Genomic DNA, 17,521 nt, shown 5'->3' on the forward strand with positions numbered 1-17,521 from the left:
AAAAATATGCATAAAAAAAGGGTTTTGATTGTGGATGATGATTCCAGAAATATTTTTGCTTTAGAAAATACGCTCCGTGCCAAATCATTTGAGTGTTTATCATGCCTGAGCGCTGAAGAAGCTTTAAAAATATTAAATTCGGATGAAAATATAGATGCTGTTTTAATTGATATGATGATGCCTGAAATGGATGGCTATGACGCCATTCCTTTGATAAAGAATATACCTTCGCACGAATCAACTTTTGTTGTAGCTGTGACGGCTCAGGCTATGAATGGAGATAAAGAAAAATGTTTGGAGGCTGGTGCAGATGATTATATTTCTAAACCGGTCGATGTGGATAAATTGCTTTTGATGTTAAGCAGAATTTAAAATTTTATGATAGAAGATATCGAATTAGAAACCTTTATAAATGAAGTGTATGAATATTATGGTTTTGATTTTGGTAGTTATTCAAGAGCTTCTTTAAAAAGACGTGTAAACAGGATATATCAACTGGATGGATTTATTCATTTTGGTGAATTTTTATCTAAGGTCAGATACAATCCTGACTATTTCAAGCATGTTATTGATGAAATTACAGTAAATGTTACCGAAATGTTTCGGGATCCTGCTTTTTATACTGTAATCCGTAATCAGGTTCTGCCTTTATTAGGTACAAAACCTTTTATTCGTTTATGGCATGCAGGATGTTCTACAGGTGAAGAAGTGTATTCTATGGCCATTTTATTAAAGGAAGCAGGATTACTGCATAAATCCCTAATTTATGCTACAGATATAAATGCAAAGGTCCTTGATTCAGCCAAAAAAGGAATCTTTCCATTGAGAATGATGAAGGAGTATTCAGAGAATTATCGCGATTCAGGAGGAAAAGAAGATTTTTCGAGTTATTATACTGCCAATTATGGTATTGCAAAATTTAATGAAGAACTATCCCAAAAAATGGTTTTTTCACAGCATAATTTAGTTTCTGATACTTCATTTAATGAATTTGATATAATTTTTTGCCGCAATGTCCTGATTTATTTTGATAATGATTTACAAAAAAGGGCAATTAGCTTATTTGATGATAGTCTGGCGATTTTGGGATTTTTAGCTTTGGGTACAAAAGAAACCATAAAGTATTCCATATCTCCGGGCAAGTATAAACAATTAGATAAGGAAAAAATATGGAGAAAAATCAAGTAAATCCAGATTTTAAAGTTGTAATTATAGGAGGCTCAGCCGGAAGTTTAAATGCGCTAATGCAAATCTTACCGCAGTTGTCTGTTATAAAATCTTTTGCTATTGTAATTGTTGTGCATCGGAAAAGTACAGATGAGCAAACTTTTGAAGAACTGATTGAAATAAAATCACCTGTTAAAGTAAAAAAGGTTGAAGATAAAGTAGCCTTAATACCCGCATTTATTTATATAGCCCCGTCAAATTATCATTTGTTATTTGAAAAAAACCACACGCTGTCACTTGATACTTCTGAAAAAGTAAATTACAGCAGACCAAGTATTGATGTGTCGTTTGAGTCAGCTGCTGAGGTATATAAAGAACAGCTAATAGGGATTTTATTATCTGGTTCAAATTCCGATGGCACAGAAGGATTAAAAGCGATTAAAAGTCAAGGCGGAACTATAATTGTCCAGAATCCGGATTCAGCTGATATGCCTTTTATGCCTAATCACGCTATCCAGAATACAGTTCCAGATTATGTTTTAAATATTCATGAAATTCTTCAGTTTATTCTTTCAATTGATAAGTAAGTTTAATTATTTTAGTAGTTTGAAAAAGTAAAACTATAAAAATATTGACTTAATGAATTCACCTGTTTATGTTCTCGGTACCGGACTTTCGCACAACGGATCGGCAGTTTTACTAAAAGATGGACGTGTTTGTGTGGGCATTGAAAAAGAAAGGTTAAGCCGAATCAAACATGATGGGGGAAATGATAACCTCGCAATCCAGTATTGCCTGGATGCGGAAGGGATTCAGCTAAAAGATATTTCGCTTGTAGTACAGTGTGCCAATTTCGAAATCCCGAATCGCAATCAATTTAAAGGAAAAAGACTTTTTGCAGCAGTACCAGATTTGAAAATTGTTGATATTTCGCATCATCTGGCTCATGCCTACAGTGCTGTTGGAACCTGCCCTTTTTCAGAATGTGCCGTAATGGTTATTGATGGCTGCGGGAGTCCTCTTGAACAGTTTCTAAGATTGCATCCTGAACAAAAACAATATATAAACCCTGAATTTCTTGATGGAGTTGAGATGTTGTGTGAAAAAGACAGTTTTTACCATTTTGATGGGCAAAAATTAACGCCTTTGATTAAGGATTTTAGTAAAATGGCTGAAAAGTCAGGCGGTTTGTTTTCACTCCGGACCACACAGCATTCTATAGGAGGATTTTATGCAGCTGTGAGTTATTACGTATTTGGGGATATGGATGATGTGGGCAAATTAATGGGACTTGCACCATTTGGAAAATCAGGAATTTTTGATTTTGAAGCTTTTGAATTTAAATCAGGAAATCTGTTTGTAAATGAAGACTGGAAAAATCAGTTTACAAATCCTTCAAAAGGGTATGAGTATTTCAAAAACAACTTTGAGTATTACGCCAATGTGGCTAAATGGGCTCAGAAACAGGTCGAAAATGCAGTTTTACAATGTATTTATAACCGACTGGCAAAATTTCCTCATAAAAATCTATGTTATTCCGGAGGGGTTGCGCTTAATGCCGTAGCCAATGCCAAACTGCAGGATAGCAAAATAGCTGAAAATATTTATTTTGAACCCGCTGCCGCAGATAATGGGCTCGCTTTAGGCTGTGCATTTTATGGCTGGCTGGAATATTTAAATATGCCGAAAGTTCCTCATGACGGAAATACATGCTTTGGCAAAATGTATAGTAATCCTGAAATTGAGTCAGCATTTGAAAAGTCCGAATATAAAAAATACAATCCTAAAAAGTTTTCTAATGAAGATGATTTGGTAAATTATTGTGCAGAAAAATTAAATGAAGGAAAAACAATTGCTTGGTTTCAGTCAGGATCAGAATTTGGTCCCCGTTCTTTGGGGCGAAGAAGTATTTTGGGGCATCCAGGAATTGAAGGAATGAAAGACCATATCAATCTAAAGATTAAATTCAGGGAAGATTTTCGCCCTTTTGCACCTGCAGTTTTAAAAGATAAAGTACAAGAATATTTTTTGTATGGGAGAAAAAGTCCCTATATGATTTTGGTAGATAAAACAAGACCGGAACATTTGGAAAACCTTAAAAATGTTACCCATAGAGATGGTTCTGCAAGAGTTCAGACTGTTGAGGAAAGCTGGAACCCAAAATTTGCAAAGTTGCTAACTGCATTTTATAAACAAAGCGGAATACCCGTTTTACTCAATACAAGCCTCAATAAAAAAGGAATGCCTATTGTTGAAACTCCCGAAGAAGCACTTCATTTATTCGAAATTACAGCTTTGGATATTCTAGTGATGGAAGATTATGTAATTGAAAAATAACAGCTATTCTAAATCTTTCAATATGATATCTAAATTTGGCGGATTCATGCGTTTGAGTTCAGCGATTATAAGCTGCTTCTCTTTTTCAGAAGTTTCTGTAGCAGGACGTATAAATTCATTTTGACTGGCATGCTTAAAAAATAAATGATCGGTCCAGTCATTTCGAAGCCCGTCAATAACAAGGTGTATTCTGTCTTCAGTTCCGCGATTTGCGACCGAATGGGTAAAATTAGCATCAATATACCAGCATTCTCCTTCGTTCATAATCAAACGGTTTCCGTCTAAAATGAATTCAACTTCGCTATTGGTAATAATTGGGATATGTAATCTGAAACATCCGTCTTCATACCCCAGGCAATTATCGGTATGTGGTTTAACTTCGGCACCAACATCGAGTTTTAACAATCGGACAGCAGTTTTTTCGAATAAAAAGCTATCCAGAATTTCCTGAAAATAACTACAGGATTCCATGATTTCGGTAGGAACCAGTTTTTCATCACCGTTCGGAAGTGCAAAAATCGAATCAGATTTTCCGTTTTGTGACATTAAGGCTATAGAAGTCCATTTTCCGGAATAATCATTTGTATTGTAATGATTTATCCATTTTTTATCGATGATTTTACGAACATCCGTTTTAAGTTTTTCAGGATCAAAAAACATCGGAAATTTTATTGAGCGTACTAATTTATCCATAATTTAATCTCTTAGCCATTTTAACATTTCTGGAAAAGGCTCTTTGCCTTCTTTCTCAGCGTTTACTTTTCCTAAGGCAAGTCCGGCCCATTCAAGAAAAGGCAATCCAATATAATTTTCATTTGTAAAATTTGAAATCAGCCATTCTGATTCGTTTTTGTAACCGTTGGGATGGAAGACAAATTCAATAGGTAGTTCTAAATGTTTTGCAGCTGCGAAAGACCAAAGAATGGCACCCATTTCCTCGCCCTGAGAAGGCCAGTCAGCAGCCATTTCATCTGTTCCGACAATTTTTCTTTCGGCTGAAGTTGTTACAGCCAGATGCCCGGCTTCATGAAGAATATCACCCGGATATAATAATTTTTCATAATCAATATAAAGACAATTTGGACCTAAACTCAATCCTGGCAGAAATGAAGTTTCTAACTGCTTTTCAACAACATCAATTCCAATTTCGTCCAAAAAGGACAGTACTTTTTCTAATTCGGCAGATTGTTTTTCTATGATCATAATTATTTCGGAATTAAGTCAGTATACCAGAATCCGTAATCAAAAGCATCTGTGGCGTTGGTGTCACAGGCTGTATTAGAGGATTCTGTTTTTGGTTTTTCATATTTTCTATATACGGTTTCACCAATTTCGAAATTGATGGCTTCTGAGAAAATAGGTCCGTTAAAAGTAAAAGTATGAAATTCACCATTTTCACCACAAACATCAACATCTTCAGGTAAATCATTTATAAAATCCTGATCTATTATTCGACCAACAAAACTTTTGTCCAGATAACGTTCATTAACACAAACCACAATTGTTTTAAAACCTAAACCGATGAATTCCTGAATCAAATCAGAAGTCGGGATTTTCCAGATTGGGAAAACGCCTTCAAAGCCCATTTCAGCTAATTTGTCTTCACGGTATTTTCGTAAATCTTCCAGAAAAATATCCCCAAAAACAGAATGTGTTATTCCTTCTTTTTTTAATCCGGACAATGTTTCAGTCATGACATTTTCATAGACTTCCATGGTTGGCATTTCCGGAATCTGCATTATTTTCAAAGGTAAACCAAGACTTTTAGCCTGTGCTTCGAGTAATGCTGTACGAACGCCATGCATAGAAATTCGTTGATATTGCTGATTGACGCTAGTCAGTAAACATTCAATTTTGTATTCAGGGTTTTGAAGAATTTTGTATAAAGCGAGAGCAGAATCTTTCCCGCTGCTCCAGTTGAATAAGGCTTTTTTAGGTGTTGACACGTTCAGGTAATTTTTCTAATGTAAACATACAAATTTCATTCGATTTGTTGGTGAAACCTTTGTAACTTTGGATTTTGCCTTCAATTTTATTCAATGAAATACATTTTATTATTTTTCACCGCCTTCGGTTTTGCACAACAAATCCAATTTGTCGATTTTAAATCGGTTTCAGCACAATTAAAACTAAATGCAAATGAAAAATCGGTTTCAGGTTCTGTTAACTATCATTTTGAAGTTTTAAAACCAATAGATACTATAAAGATTGATGCTAAAAACATGGAATTTTCCAAAGTAACAATCAATCAGAAAGAAACGGTTTTTATTAATACAGGCAAGCAGCTACAAATCGTTGATCATTTTAAGGAAGGCGAAAATCAATTGACTTTTGAATATACTGTAAAGCCTAAACAAGCCTTGTATTTTGTAGATATTGAAAATGCCGAGGCACAAATCTGGACACAAGGGCAGGGAAGATACACAAGTAACTGGTTTCCGAGTTTTGATGATGTGAATGAAAAATTGATTTTTAACCTCGGAATTACCTACGATAAAAACTATCAGGTTATCTCTAACGGGATTTTAAAAGAAAAGGCAGAAGAAAACAATCAGTTTCACTGGCAATATCAAATGGAAAAGCCAATGAGTTCTTATTTATTAATGCTTGCCATTGGAAAATTTGATAAAAAAGAATTCAGATCAAAATCTAAAATTCCGCTTGAATATTATCTTGAATCTAAAGATGCAGACCGTTTAGAACCGACATACCGTTATTCGAAACGTATTTTTGACTTTTTAGAGAAAGAAATAGGAGTAAAATACCCTTGGAAAATAAACAGACAAATTCCGGTTCGTGATTTTTTGTATGCCGGAATGGAAAATACAACTACAACGCTTTTTGCTACACGTTATGTCGTAGATTCGATTGGTTTTGAAGACCGAAACTATACTAATGTTGATGCACATGAGCTTGCACATCATTGGTTTGGAGATCTGATTACCGCAGAGAGCAGTACGCATCACTGGCTTCAGGAAGGTTTTGCAACCTATTATGCTTTATTGGCAGAAAAAGAAATTTACGGAGAAGATTATTTTTATTCCAAATTATACGATACGGCGCAACAGCTCAAATTTGCTTCCAGAACCGATTCAATTCCGGTTTTGAATCCCAAAGCCAGTTCACTGACTTTTTACGAAAAAGGAGCCTGGGCATTATTTGTTCTGCATGAATCTATTGGTGATAAAGCATTTAAAAAGGCAATAAAAAGCTATTTAAAGAAGTATGCTTATCAAACTGTTAACACGCAGGATTTCTTCAACGAAATTAAAAAAGTATCCGATTTTGATTTGGATAAATTTCAGAAAGCATGGCTGGAAACTACTGCTTTTGATACCCCGACAGCGAATGCTTTATTGATTAAAAACAAAGCAATTCTGGAAAGACTCGAAGTGGATAAACTGAAAAAGACACCTTTGGCAGAAAAGCAGGATTACTTTTTGAAAATTTTAAATTCAGATTCCTATCAGGCTGTAAAAGTATCCGTAATTGACCAAATTGAGTCTGAGAAATATGAAGCAAAAAAAGCGCTTTTAATAACTGCTTTGCAAACAAACAATATTAAAGTCCGTCAGGCTATTGCTGAGAATTTATCGAAAATCCCGGAAGATTTTAGGGTAGAATATGAAACTTTGTTAGAAGATAAATCGTATCAGACACAGGAAATAGCGCTTTATTTTTTGTGGAAGAATTTTCCTGAACTAAGAGCAGCATATCTTGATAAAACAAAAACATGGATTGGGTTCAATGATTACAATCTTCGTACTTTATGGCTTTCATTGGCATTGTCCACAGAAAATTACAGCAATGATCCTGAGGTTTTGATTTCAGAATTGATTGCTTTTTCATCTGTAAAATATGAGGCAACAACCAGGCAAAATGCGTTAGAAAAATTAATTGCGTTTAAAATCATTAACGATCAGGTGTTGAGTAATTTAGTAAATGCTACAACGCATCATATGTGGCAATTTTCGAAATTTGGAAGAGAAACTATTCGATTGTTATTAAAAAATTCTGAAATGCGTGCTTCGTTTGAAAGAATTTTGCCTAATTTGACCCCCGATGAACAATTTCAATTGAATCGTTTATTGAAAGAATAAAATAGATGCAAGAACCAAGAGTTTGGTAACTGATATTTAAGAATTTATAGAAAATCTTTTTTCTTTCATCTAAAGAAACCAAAAACAAAACCTACAGTTAATTTATGAGAGCATTGGTTATTTCCGGTGGTGGCAGTAAAGGCGCATTTGCCGGCGGTGTTGCACAATATTTATTAGAAGTAAAAAGACATCAATACGATTTATTCCTCGGGACTTCAACAGGAAGTTTATTGATTCCGCATCTCGCACTCGGAAATATTGAGCAAATCCACTCGATTTACACCAATGTCAACATGTCTAAAATATTTAATATTTGTCCGTTTGTGGTTAAAGTTAAAGACGGAGTAGATATTGTAACCATTAATCACTTCAATGTAATACGTCAGTTTTTTAAAGGAAAAAGAACGTTTGGGGAAAGCAAAGGATTAAGGAAATACATTAGAAGTAACTTCTCATTGTCTGATTTCAATCAGTTAAAAAAGCTTAAAAAGGATGTTGTCATTACGGTAACCAATTTTACAAAAAATGAGGCCGAATATAAATCGATAAAAGAATGTACGTACGAAGAGTTCTGTGACTGGTCCTGGATTTCGAGTAACTATGTACCATTTATGAGTCTTGTTGAAAAAAACAACTGTGAATATGGAGATGGTGGTTTCTCAAGCCTGGTTCCTATTCGCGAAGCAATTAATCGCGGAGCTACAGAAATAGATGTCATTATCCTGGAAACTGAAGTTAATATGGAGAAAACCGTGATTGGGAAAAATCCGTTTTCACTGATGATTGATTTGTTTAGAATTGCTTTGGATCAGGTTGAAAAACACGACATTGCAATAGGAAAACTAATAGCAAATAATAAAAATGTCAAACTTAATTTATATTATACGCCAACAAAACTTACGAATAATGCCTTGATTTTTAATAAGGAAGTAATGAAAAACTGGTGGGAACAAGGATATGAATACGCTCAGAATAAGTCTGAGATTATGAGTGATAATAAGTAGTCTTTTAGTCCCTAGTTATTAGCATTTAGTCTTTAGTTTTTAAAAAGAGGAATTAATGACTAAGGACTAAAAAACTGAGGACTAAGTACTAATAAAATTTACCACAACTCCGCAACCTCATTTTTAATAAATCCCAAAGCAGCATTACTAGGTGATTGTTTTTCCAATAAATCATTTAAAATTACTTCACGCAATTTATCAGCATTTTCTACACGGTCGCTCATAGCAGCTTTACGAATCATTTGTATGGTGGAATTCTTAGCAGTTGTGATAATAGTCCAGCATTCATCAGACATATAAATCTGTTGCGTTAGGTTATGCTCAAATTCCTGTTCAATCTGATCAATGATGAAATTTTCATAATCGTGTTTTTGCTGAGAAATTGGTGCAACACGAATCAATAATTTCGTAAGGTTAATACGCTCCAAAAATAAAGTCATACGCTCGTAAGCCTGCAGGCGAATTGGTAAAGATTGTTTTTGGTATTCTCTGCTTAACAAAAAAGCACGTTTTTTATCGTTGTTCTTAATATGCAGTTCAAAAAAACGGTAAGCTACAAATCCGGTAACTACGGCTGGTAAAGTATAACTGGCTAATTCTATAATTCGGGTAAAATCCATTTCTATAATTTTTAGGCAAAAATATACTTTTTGAGGAGAAATCCGCTTTAAATTTTCAGCAATAAACAAAATGGAAGGCGTATTTTTGCAACTTGTTATTTTTAAGCGCAAACACAATTTTGATGGATTCCTATATTATATTTTTTCTCTGTATGGCCGCCTTTGCAGCAGGATTTATTGATGCAATTGTTGGTGGTGGCGGATTAATTCAAACCCCAATGGGATTGATTTTGTTACCTAATCTGCCTGTTTCTACAGTTATAGGAACATTGAAGATTCCAGCCTTTAGCGGAACTGCTTTTGCTGCTTTTCAGTACCTTAAAAATGTAATCATTCAGTGGAGGCTATTGTTGATTATGATGTTTCTGGCAGTACCATCAGCTTTTTTGGGTTCAACTATTTTAACCCTTGTAAGCAATGATTTCATGAAACCGCTTTTATTGGTGGTATTATCTTTGCTGTTTGTGTATACGTATGCTAAGAAAAACTTCGGGCAGCATGTGGCTAAAGATCATTCTGCAACAACTCAGATTATGTATGCAGTTGTTATCAGTATTATTATTGGCTTTTATGACGGGTTTATTGGCCCGGGAACCGGCAGTTTTTTTGTGGTTGCTTTTATTGCCTTATTAGGGTTTGACTTTTTGCATGCTTCTGCAAATGCTAAAATGGTAAATCTGGCGACCAACTTTGGTTCGATTTGTTTGTTCATGATTAAAGGAAAAATTATCTGGAGCATTGCAATTCCGATGGCTATCAGTAATGGAATTGGTGGCTGGCTTGGCGCAAAATTGGCCATCAACAAAGGAAATGGTTTTATCAGGATTTTCTTTTTGGTTGTTGTCGTGGGAACTTTGATCCGGTTTGCTTATGATGTTTTTTACAGATGATTTTTAGAAGAAGAAAAAAAAACAATAAAGTATAAATCAAAAACAGTATTGAGATGAAAAATAAATTGGCAGTTCTATTTGGTGTTTTGTTGTTTTTTCCGCTTTGCATATTTTCTCAAATCTATGTTTCTCCGGCGGGAAAATTGGATAATGATGGGACTATTGGAAGTCCGACAACACTGCAGAATGCCATTAATAAAATTACTCCCGGACAAACGATTTATATGCGTGGCGGGATTTATTCGATCGCTTCAACTATTTTTATTACCAGAGAAAATAGTGGATCTGAAGGAAACTTGAAGCGAATAGAGCCATATAATGGTGAAATTCCAATTCTTGATTTTTCGGTACAAAGGGAAAGCAACGAAAATAAAGGAATTGTTTTGGATGGATTCTATTGGTATTTTAAAGGAATAACAATTAGAAAGGCTGGAGACAACGGCATGCTTCTTTCCGGAAACAACAATACAATTGACAATTGTATTTTTGAAAAAAACAGAGACAGCGGTCTTCAGATTAGCAGATATTTCGCTGCTTACACATCAATTGATCAATGGCCTTCCAATAATTTGATTCTGAACTGCGAATCTTTTGATAATAAAGATTCATTAGCAGAAAATGCAGATGGATTTGCCGCAAAGTTAACGTGTGGGAAGGGGAATATTTTTCGTGGCTGCATTTCACATAATAATAGTGATGACGGATGGGATTTGTACACCAAGAAAAAAACCGGACCAATTGGAGCTGTACTATTCGAAAATTGTGTTGCTTATAACAATGGAACACTCACAAATGGCAGTAAAACGTTGACTGGTGATAAAAATGGTTTTAAATTAGGCGGAGAAGGAATTCCTGTAAATCATATTCTGAGGCGCTGTATTGCTTTCGGGAACGGTCAGCATGGCTTTACGGACAACAATAATTTAGGAGCGATTGAGATGACTAATAATACTTCCTATAATAATAAAAGTAATGGTTTTGGGTTTCGTCCTGGTGGAAAACATCAATTCAGAAATAACATCTCTTACAAATCATTTAAGGATAAAAATTTTGGTAAAGATGTCGAAAATTCAAATGTTTGGTGGATTAAAGGAAGTACTAATGGCAGAAATCCTGCACTAGTAATCAGTGATGATGATTTTGTTTCTTTGACTGTTCCTGCTGTTTTAAAAAATGAAGATGGAAGCCCGAACCTGGGTGATTTTCTGGCATTAAAGACGACAAGCGATTTTATTGATGCAGGAGTACAGGCAAACGGAATAGAGTTTAGCGGAACTGCGCCAGATCTTGGAGCCAGGGAATCAGGATCACAGCAAACAACAGATTTTATATTAAAAGTCACAGGAAAACCAATTGCCGGAGGAACAGTGACTGTTAGTCCCGTTAAAAAAGGTTATGATGCAGGGGAGGTTGTAACTTTAACCGCAATGCCATCTTCTGATTATATATTTAAATCATGGAGCGATGGTTCAACAATAGCCACAACGACTGTTAAAATGGATACCAATAAAACGATTACAGCTAATTTTAAAAGTATAATACCTGCCACTTACGTTTTGACAACTGCAGCTAATCCGGCTGAAGGCGGAACAATTACAGTAAATCCCAATAAAGCCACTTACACAGAAGGAGAAACAGTAACGCTTACTGCTATTCCTTCAGCGGGTAATGAATTAAAATCATGGAATTCAGGAGAAACGACTGAGGCGATAACCGTCTCAATTACTGCTGACACGGGCATTACGGCAACTTTTGGAAAAAAACTAACAGGAACCCATACTTTAAGGATTGAAGAAGCTTCACCTGGATTTTGTAAATATGATGGTGTAATCACTATTAATTCAAGTGCTGATAACAGAAAAGTAACGAACATTACGGATGCTTTCGGCAGTGGAATAAATTACACGGTTAAAGTTTCGGATTCAGGGCTTTACTCGGTTGTATTTAGATATGTGCACAGAGGTAAAACAACAACTGCAAAAGTGAAGATAAATGGAACGAATGCAATTGATTTAGCATTCCCAATGACATCCAGCACAACTAAATTTGCTACTACTGAGCCACTTACTATTAAGTTGAATAAAGGTGTAAATACAATTAGGTTAGAGACTATTGATGCATTGCCATTTGCTAATATTGACTGGATGGAAATTACAGGAGAAGCACCTATGGCCGAATCTTGTTTTTAAAATACAATTTAGTTATTGTGAAGTGAATTTATTTTTTCTTTTAAGTCAGGTTTGATTTTTATAGAATTTAAATCCTAACAGTTTAATTCTTATTTTTGCATAAAAGGAGAACAATTTCATGCAGAATTATATTGACCAGCTCAACGAAGCACAACGACAGCCTGTTTTACAAAAAGACGGGCCAATGATTATTATAGCAGGTGCCGGTTCGGGAAAAACGCGTGTTTTAACAATTAGGATTGCTTATTTAATGCATCAGGGGGTTGATGCTTTTAATATATTATCACTTACATTTACGAATAAAGCTGCCCGCGAAATGAAGCACAGGATTTCTACAATAGTAGGTGCAAGTGAAGCAAAAAACCTGTGGATGGGGACTTTTCATTCTATTTTTGCACGTATACTTCGTTCAGAATCAGAACATTTGGGGTATCCGTCCAATTTTACCATTTATGACTCTCAGGATTCAGCCAGACTGATTTCTTCTATTATAAAAGAAATGCAGCTGGATCGTGATATTTATAAGCCGAAACAAGTTTTAGGACGAATTTCGACATATAAAAATAGTTTGATTACCGTAAAAGCCTATTTCAACAATCCTGAATTGATGGAAGCGGATGCGATGTCAAAAAAACCTCGTTTGGGCGAAATTTATCAGCAATATGTAGAGCGCTGTTTTAAAGCAGGAGCAATGGATTTTGATGATTTGTTGTTGAAGACCAATGAATTACTGACTCGTTTCCCTGAAGTTTTGGCGAAATATCAAAACCGTTTCCGATATATTCTGGTTGATGAGTACCAGGATACGAACCACTCACAATATTTAATTGTTCGGGCTCTGTCAGATAAGTTTCAGAATATTTGTGTAGTTGGTGATGATGCGCAGAGTATTTATGCTTTCCGTGGGGCAAACATCAATAATATCCTGAATTTCCAAAAGGATTATGAAGGGGTGAAAATGTTTCGATTGGAGCAAAATTACCGTTCTACGCGAAATATTGTAGAAGCCGCAAATACTGTAATGGAACATAATAAAACCAAACTGGACAAGGTTGTATGGACAGCAAATGAGTTTGGTCCGAAAATAAAAGTCCACAGAAGTTTGACAGATGCTGAAGAAGGCCGATTTGTTGCCAGCACGATTTTCGAACAAAAAATGCAGAATCAATTGCATAATGGCGCTTTTGCAATTTTATACCGTACGAATGCACAATCACGTGCCATGGAGGATGCTTTAAGAAAGAGGGATATTCCATATCGAATTTATGGCGGGCTTTCATTTTACCAGCGTAAGGAAATTAAAGATGTTTTATGCTATCTCCGTCTGGTAATTAATCCGAAAGATGAAGAAGCGCTCATACGTGTTATCAATTATCCGGCACGCGGAATTGGAGATACAACTGTTGAAAAGCTTACAATCGCTGCTAATCACTACAAGCGTTCGATTTGGGAAGTAATGGTGAATATTGATAAAATCGATTTAAAACTAAATGCAGGCACCAAAAATAAACTGAATGATTTTGTAACCATGATTCAGAGTTTTCAGGTTATTAATGAAAATCAGGATGCTTTTTATATTACAGACCATGTGGCCAAAAAAACAGGTTTGGTTCAGGAACTGAAAAAAGATGCTACACCGGAAGGGATGGCGAAAATTCAGAATATTGAAGAGCTTTTAAATGGTATTAAAGATTTTACTGAGGGGCAAAAAGAAATTGACGGCGCAAGAGGTGCTTTGTCTGAATTCATGGAAGATGTTGCTTTGGCTACCGATTTGGATAAGGACACATCAGATGAAGACCGTGTTGCCTTAATGACAATTCACCTGGCAAAAGGATTGGAATTTCCGCATGTTTTTGTGGTGGGAATGGAAGAAGATTTGTTTCCGAGTGCCATGAGTATGAGTACAAGAAGTGAATTAGAAGAAGAGCGTCGTTTATTTTATGTAGCGTTAACCCGTGCAGAACATCAGGCATATTTAACGTACGCACAATCCCGTTATCGATGGGGAAAATTAACAGATAGCGAGCCGTCACGTTTTATTGAAGAAATTGACGGGCAATATCTGGAATTTTTAACACCATCCGAAAGCAATTACCGCTATAAACCAACGATTGATAGCGATATTTTTGGAGATGTTGATAAATCTAAACTAAGACTTTCAAAACCAATAGGAGGAACTCCTCCTAAACCTGTTACAGATAATAGTCCAAAACCTGATTTAAATATCAGAAAGTTAAAACCTGTTGCAGGAAATAATCCAAATGGTGGTTCGGCAAACTTATTTGATAACAAGCTGACCATAGGAAATGTAGTAATGCACGAACGTTTCGGAAAGGGGCAGGTTGTAAATTTAGAGGGTGTCGGAGCTGATAAAAAAGCCGAAATAAAATTTGAGGTTGGCGGAATTAAGAAATTACTTTTAAGGTTTGCTAAACTGGATGTTGTAGGATAAATAATTACACGTCATAAATATGAAAGATGAAAATTAAAAAATATAATGTTTTAAGGCAGAATAAAATCTAACTTTAAACAAAAAAATATGGCAGAATTTATAAAAATATACCCCGACAAACCCAGTGAAGCTGCAATTGCAAAAGTGGTTAAAGTACTTCAGAATGGTGGCTTAGTTATTTATCCAACAGATACTGTTTATGGTCTGGGTTGCGATATAACTAATTCAAGGGCTTTAGAAAAAATTGCAAAAATTAAGGGAGTTAAATTAGAAAAAGCGAATTTCTCTTTTATCTGTCATGACCTGAGTAATTTATCAGATTACGTGAGACAGATTGATACTTCTACTTTTAAAATATTAAAAAGAGCATTGCCAGGTCCTTATACGTTTATTTTGCCAGGTAATAATAATTTGCCTAAAGAGTTTAAAAAGAAAACAACTGTAGGGATACGTGTTCCTGATAACAATATTATTCTCGAAATTGTACGGCAATTAGGGAATCCTGTTGTTTCAACATCAATACGGGATGAAGATGATGTGATTGAATACACTACTGATCCTGAATTGATTTTTGAGAAATGGCAAAATCTTGTTGATATGGTGATTGATGGAGGTTATGGAGATAATGTTGGTTCTACCATCATAGATCTGTCCGAACATGAGCCGGTAATTGTAAGAGAAGGAAAAGGAGATATTGATATTTTGTAAAAAAATACTTAAACGGACTAGCTATTCAAAAATATTAAGTAACTTTAGAATTAGTTAAATTTAGTTAGTTAATTAAAAATAGTAATGTCCTTTATTGGTAAGGATAAAAAAAGCAGGTCAATTGAGACCTGCTTTTGTGTAAATAATATGAAGTGAATTATTATTGCTGTTGTTTTTTCATTTCTTTTTCAATCATATCATAGAACTGATCGATTTTTGGCATAACAACAATACGGGTTCTTCTGTTTTTACCTTTGTTTTCAGCAGTATCATTTGGTACCAAAGGAATATAAGAGCTTCTACCTGCTGCAATTAATTTAGCCGGATTTACTCCTAAATCGTTTGTCAATACTCTAACAATAGAAGTAGAACGTTTCACACTTAAATCCCAGTTGTCTAACAAAATTCCGTTGCTTTTATAAGGAACGTTATCTGTATGACCTTCAACCATACACTCAAAATCAGGTTTGTCGTTTACTACTTTTGCTACTTTTGCTAAAACTGATTTTGCTTTATCAGTTACATCATAGCTTCCACTTTTAAATAATAATTTGTCAGCGATAGAAATAAATACAACTCCTTTTTCAACGTTGATTTCGATATCCGGATCATTGATTCCAACAGCTCCTTTTAAACTTGTAACCAATGCTAATGTTACACTGTCTTTTTTAGTAAGAGCGTCCTGAAGTCTTGATATTTTAAGATCTTTTTCTTTTAAGCTTTCTAATGATTTCTCAAGATTTTCAGCTCCTTTTGTAGTTAAAACGGTTAAGTCTTTAGAACTGTTGATTAAATCCTGATTGTGCTCTTTATAGCTTGCAGCTGTGGCAGCCAGACCAGCTTTTTCTTCAAGGCAGGCATTCAGTTTAACCGTGCATGAATTTAAAAGGTCTTGAGTTTCTTTGTTTTTAGCTTCCAATTCGGCATATTTCTTTTTAGAAACACACGATGTTAGAGCCATAAGGACTGTTAAAGCAATTGCTATTTTTCTCATAATGTTAAATTTAATTAGACGTTGATTTACAAATTTAATTCTTAATATTTTGATTAGTGTTAAAGATTTCTTTAAAAAAAGTCAATTTCTTTATATAATATATGAAAACGATACTTTTTACTGTGTAGTATTTCTGTATTTGAAAATCTTTCCTCTTTTTTAGATAAGATACTGACATGCAGTAAAATGAAAAATGCGCATGTAAAACAGCAAGCGTATGTTTAATTTTTCCTTGTGTTAAAAATCGCATTCCGGCAATGCCATCTAAGATCATTCTGAATAAAATAATAAAAAACAATTTTCTTTTGGGAAGATTTTTTACTAGCATCAAAAGTGAATTTCTAAAATTCAAATACGTTTTTTTTGGGTTACCCTGTTGCAAAGTTGCCCCTCCAACATGATAAACAACAGATTTAGGATTGTATTTAATGATATGGCCCTCATTTGATGTACGCCAGCATAGATCAATTTCTTCCTGATGTGCAAAAAACGATTCATCAAATCCTTCCAGTTCATCGTAAACTTCTTTTCTGATAAAGAAACAAGCCCCCGAAGCCCAGAATATTTCGCAATTGTCATCATACTGTCCATTATCTTTCTCTATAGTATCAAAAATACGCCCTCTGCAAAATGGATATCCATATTTATCAACAAAACCACCTGCAGCTCCTGCATATTCAAAATATTCTTTATTCTTAAAATCAAGGATTTTGGGCTGTATAATAGCAGTTTGTTTTTCTGCTTCAAAAGTTTCAATTATGGGTTTAAGCCAGTTTTCTGTTACTTCAATATCCGAATTGACTAAAGCATAAATTTCAGCATTAACCTCTTTCAAAGCATCATTATAGCCCTTGGCAAAACCATGGTTACCAGTATTTTTAATGATTTTTACGATTGGGAAGTGCTGCTGGACAAAATTTACAGAATCATCTGTTGAAGCATTATCGGCTACATATATAGCAGCATCGGGAGAAAATTGAATTACTGATGGCAAAAATTGTTCTAATAACTTTATTCCATTCCAATTTAAAATGACAACAGCAATTTTATCCAAAAG

At 34.7% G+C, this 17,521-nt stretch carries 16 protein-coding genes; 10 read left to right on the forward strand and 6 right to left on the reverse strand.

The window, feature by feature from the left end; genetic code table 11:
* Positions 1-6 precede the first annotated feature (6 nt).
* The 4 genes from OZP09_RS21995 to OZP09_RS22010 are packed head-to-tail and all read left to right on the forward strand — an operon-like array spanning position 7 to position 3,504.
* Complete coding sequence (locus OZP09_RS21995) at positions 7-372, forward strand: response regulator (RefSeq protein ID WP_223682982.1); 366 nt, start codon at positions 7-9, stop codon at positions 370-372.
* A gap of 6 nt (positions 373-378) precedes the next feature.
* Positions 379-1,188 (forward strand): CheR family methyltransferase, encoded by an 810-nt coding sequence (locus OZP09_RS22000; protein WP_281310015.1) that lies wholly within the window; start codon positions 379-381, stop codon positions 1,186-1,188.
* A complete protein-coding gene (locus OZP09_RS22005; protein ID WP_269235762.1) occupies positions 1,170-1,754 on the forward strand; it encodes a chemotaxis protein CheB in 585 nt (194 codons plus the stop codon). Before OZP09_RS22000 ends, OZP09_RS22005 begins: the two co-directional genes overlap by 19 nt.
* Before the next feature lie 52 nt (positions 1,755-1,806).
* Positions 1,807-3,504 (forward strand): carbamoyltransferase family protein, encoded by a 1,698-nt coding sequence (locus tag OZP09_RS22010; RefSeq protein WP_269235763.1) that lies wholly within the window; start codon positions 1,807-1,809, stop codon positions 3,502-3,504.
* A gap of 3 nt (positions 3,505-3,507) precedes the next feature.
* Here OZP09_RS22010 and OZP09_RS22015 read toward each other — a convergent pair whose 3' ends face one another.
* The 3 genes from OZP09_RS22015 to OZP09_RS22025 are packed head-to-tail and all read right to left on the reverse strand — an operon-like array spanning position 3,508 to position 5,450.
* Complete coding sequence (locus tag OZP09_RS22015) at positions 3,508-4,197, reverse strand: aspartyl/asparaginyl beta-hydroxylase domain-containing protein (protein ID WP_269235764.1); 690 nt, start codon at positions 4,195-4,197, stop codon at positions 3,508-3,510.
* Between the two features lie 3 nt (positions 4,198-4,200).
* Positions 4,201-4,707 carry a hypothetical protein gene (locus OZP09_RS22020; protein WP_269235765.1) on the reverse strand — a complete coding sequence of 169 codons (507 nt, stop codon included), beginning with the start codon at positions 4,705-4,707 and terminating at the stop codon, positions 4,201-4,203.
* Between the two features lie 2 nt (positions 4,708-4,709).
* Positions 4,710-5,450: a Dph6-related ATP pyrophosphatase gene (locus OZP09_RS22025; RefSeq protein WP_269235766.1), complete on the reverse strand. Its 741-nt coding sequence runs from the start codon at positions 5,448-5,450 to the stop codon at positions 4,710-4,712.
* A gap of 93 nt (positions 5,451-5,543) precedes the next feature.
* Between OZP09_RS22025 and OZP09_RS22030 the strand changes: the two genes are divergently transcribed.
* On the forward strand, positions 5,544-7,604 hold the full coding sequence (locus tag OZP09_RS22030) for a M1 family metallopeptidase (RefSeq protein ID WP_269235767.1): 2,061 nt from the start codon (positions 5,544-5,546) through the stop codon (positions 7,602-7,604).
* A gap of 104 nt (positions 7,605-7,708) precedes the next feature.
* Entirely contained in the window at positions 7,709-8,608 is a 900-nt protein-coding gene (locus tag OZP09_RS22035; protein WP_223682974.1) for a patatin-like phospholipase family protein, read from the forward strand.
* Positions 8,609-8,706: 98 nt separating this feature from the next.
* Here OZP09_RS22035 and OZP09_RS22040 read toward each other — a convergent pair whose 3' ends face one another.
* On the reverse strand, positions 8,707-9,228 hold the full coding sequence (locus tag OZP09_RS22040; RefSeq protein ID WP_269235768.1) for a DUF7935 family protein: 522 nt from the start codon (positions 9,226-9,228) through the stop codon (positions 8,707-8,709).
* Between the two features lie 122 nt (positions 9,229-9,350).
* Between OZP09_RS22040 and OZP09_RS22045 the strand changes: the two genes are divergently transcribed.
* The 4 genes from OZP09_RS22045 to OZP09_RS22060 all read left to right on the forward strand — a co-directional run bounded on the left by OZP09_RS22045 (position 9,351) and on the right by OZP09_RS22060 (position 15,470).
* Complete coding sequence (locus OZP09_RS22045) at positions 9,351-10,118, forward strand: sulfite exporter TauE/SafE family protein (RefSeq protein ID WP_281310016.1); 768 nt, start codon at positions 9,351-9,353, stop codon at positions 10,116-10,118.
* A gap of 53 nt (positions 10,119-10,171) precedes the next feature.
* Positions 10,172-12,307 carry a right-handed parallel beta-helix repeat-containing protein gene (locus OZP09_RS22050; RefSeq protein ID WP_269235769.1) on the forward strand — a complete coding sequence of 712 codons (2,136 nt, stop codon included), beginning with the start codon at positions 10,172-10,174 and terminating at the stop codon, positions 12,305-12,307.
* Positions 12,308-12,425: 118 nt separating this feature from the next.
* On the forward strand, positions 12,426-14,762 hold the full coding sequence (locus OZP09_RS22055; RefSeq protein WP_269235770.1) for an ATP-dependent helicase: 2,337 nt from the start codon (positions 12,426-12,428) through the stop codon (positions 14,760-14,762).
* 87 nt (positions 14,763-14,849) lie between these two features.
* Positions 14,850-15,470, forward strand: coding sequence for an L-threonylcarbamoyladenylate synthase (locus OZP09_RS22060; protein WP_072970810.1), 621 nt, complete (start codon positions 14,850-14,852; stop codon positions 15,468-15,470).
* Positions 15,471-15,630: 160 nt separating this feature from the next.
* On the opposite strand, the gene OZP09_RS22065 is transcribed toward OZP09_RS22060, so the two are convergent.
* Both OZP09_RS22065 and OZP09_RS22070 read right to left on the reverse strand, forming a co-directional pair.
* The gene (locus OZP09_RS22065) at positions 15,631-16,464 is read right to left on the reverse strand and encodes an OmpA/MotB family protein (protein WP_269235771.1); all 834 of its coding nucleotides are present in this window, start codon (positions 16,462-16,464) and stop codon (positions 15,631-15,633) included.
* 34 nt (positions 16,465-16,498) lie between these two features.
* Positions 16,499-17,518 (reverse strand): glycosyltransferase family 2 protein, encoded by a 1,020-nt coding sequence (locus OZP09_RS22070; protein WP_269235772.1) that lies wholly within the window; start codon positions 17,516-17,518, stop codon positions 16,499-16,501.
* Positions 17,519-17,521: the final 3 nt, after the last annotated feature.

This window comes from Flavobacterium flavigenum, assembly GCF_027111255.2.
In the GTDB taxonomy this organism is placed as follows: Bacteria; Bacteroidota; Bacteroidia; order Flavobacteriales; family Flavobacteriaceae; genus Flavobacterium; species Flavobacterium flavigenum.

Excerpts from the sequence above, each read along its gene's own strand:
- OZP09_RS22060 (WP_072970810.1), top strand. The coding sequence starts at position 14,850 with ATGGCAGAATTTATAAAAATATACCCCGACAAACCCAGTGAAGCTGCA.
- OZP09_RS22065 (WP_269235771.1), bottom strand. The coding sequence starts at position 16,464 with ATGAGAAAAATAGCAATTGCTTTAACAGTCCTTATGGCTCTAACATCG.
- OZP09_RS22045 (WP_281310016.1), top strand. The coding sequence starts at position 9,351 with ATGGATTCCTATATTATATTTTTTCTCTGTATGGCCGCCTTTGCAGCA.
- OZP09_RS22035 (WP_223682974.1), top strand. The coding sequence starts at position 7,709 with ATGAGAGCATTGGTTATTTCCGGTGGTGGCAGTAAAGGCGCATTTGCC.
- OZP09_RS22020 (WP_269235765.1), bottom strand. The coding sequence starts at position 4,707 with ATGATCATAGAAAAACAATCTGCCGAATTAGAAAAAGTACTGTCCTTT.
- OZP09_RS22000 (WP_281310015.1), top strand. The coding sequence starts at position 379 with ATGATAGAAGATATCGAATTAGAAACCTTTATAAATGAAGTGTATGAA.
- OZP09_RS22050 (WP_269235769.1), top strand. The coding sequence starts at position 10,172 with ATGAAAAATAAATTGGCAGTTCTATTTGGTGTTTTGTTGTTTTTTCCG.
- OZP09_RS22005 (WP_269235762.1), top strand. The coding sequence starts at position 1,170 with ATGGAGAAAAATCAAGTAAATCCAGATTTTAAAGTTGTAATTATAGGA.
- OZP09_RS22015 (WP_269235764.1), bottom strand. The coding sequence starts at position 4,197 with ATGGATAAATTAGTACGCTCAATAAAATTTCCGATGTTTTTTGATCCT.
- OZP09_RS21995 (WP_223682982.1), top strand. The coding sequence starts at position 7 with ATGCATAAAAAAAGGGTTTTGATTGTGGATGATGATTCCAGAAATATT.
- OZP09_RS22010 (WP_269235763.1), top strand. The coding sequence starts at position 1,807 with ATGAATTCACCTGTTTATGTTCTCGGTACCGGACTTTCGCACAACGGA.
- OZP09_RS22030 (WP_269235767.1), top strand. The coding sequence starts at position 5,544 with ATGAAATACATTTTATTATTTTTCACCGCCTTCGGTTTTGCACAACAA.
- OZP09_RS22055 (WP_269235770.1), top strand. The coding sequence starts at position 12,426 with ATGCAGAATTATATTGACCAGCTCAACGAAGCACAACGACAGCCTGTT.
- OZP09_RS22040 (WP_269235768.1), bottom strand. The coding sequence starts at position 9,228 with ATGGATTTTACCCGAATTATAGAATTAGCCAGTTATACTTTACCAGCC.